Below are 780 nucleotides of genomic sequence, written 5' to 3' on the forward strand. Positions count from 1 at the left end.
TTTTTTTCATGCTGGAATCTTCAAGCCCATCTTTAATGTCACACGTTTTGTATTATAAAATTTAATATACGCCTTAATATCTTTTTCTAATTCTTGGAATGTATTATAAGTGGTCAGTCGATACATTTCTTCTTTGATGATACCCCAAAAATTTTCCATCGGCCCGTTGTCAATGCATCTACCAACGCGGGACATGCTTTGAATAATTTGATGTTTTTCTATGAACTGTTTAAAGCTATGGGATGTATATTGAAAACCACGATCACTATGAAATAGTGTCTTGGTTGGAATAATGTTATCCTCAATCTGAGTAATGGTATTGCGCACTAAGGCATTGTTATTATGCTTCGATAATTTATATGCGATAATCTTGTTTTCACCATAATCCAAGATGGCACTAAAGTAAGCTTTCGAATTTGTCCCATATTTGAATTCTGTAATATCTGTTAATAAGACTTCCATTTTCTTATACTCTTTTTGAAACTCTCGATTTAATATGTTTTCGGCTACGTGTTGCGGCTTGTGAGGTTTATAGGTATAGCGCTTTCTACGGATCACAGCTTTTAACCCTAATAAACGCATTAAACGATACACACATTTGTGGTTCACATGAGCGTTCAAGTAGTGATTCAGAAAGATGGTTATGCGACGATATCCATAAATCCCTTTATGATCGTTATATACCTTTTGAATGCAGTCCATCAGGTGTCTTAAACGTTGCTCTGTTTTGGTTGGCTCTCGTTGGAGCCACTTGTAGTAGGCTGATCGACTAATCCCTAA

Annotated in this window: 1 protein-coding gene; it reads right to left on the bottom strand. The window is 35.6% G+C overall.

Annotated elements, in window-relative coordinates; translation table 11 throughout:
• Positions 1-6 precede the first annotated feature (6 nt).
• The coding region (locus tag WKT09_RS13710; protein WP_340416560.1) for an IS3 family transposase at positions 7-780 on the bottom strand (774 nt) is incomplete at its 5' end.

It is taken from the genome of Pseudogracilibacillus sp. ICA-222130, from assembly GCF_037892545.1.
Classification (GTDB): domain Bacteria; phylum Bacillota; class Bacilli; order Bacillales; family Amphibacillaceae; genus Pseudogracilibacillus.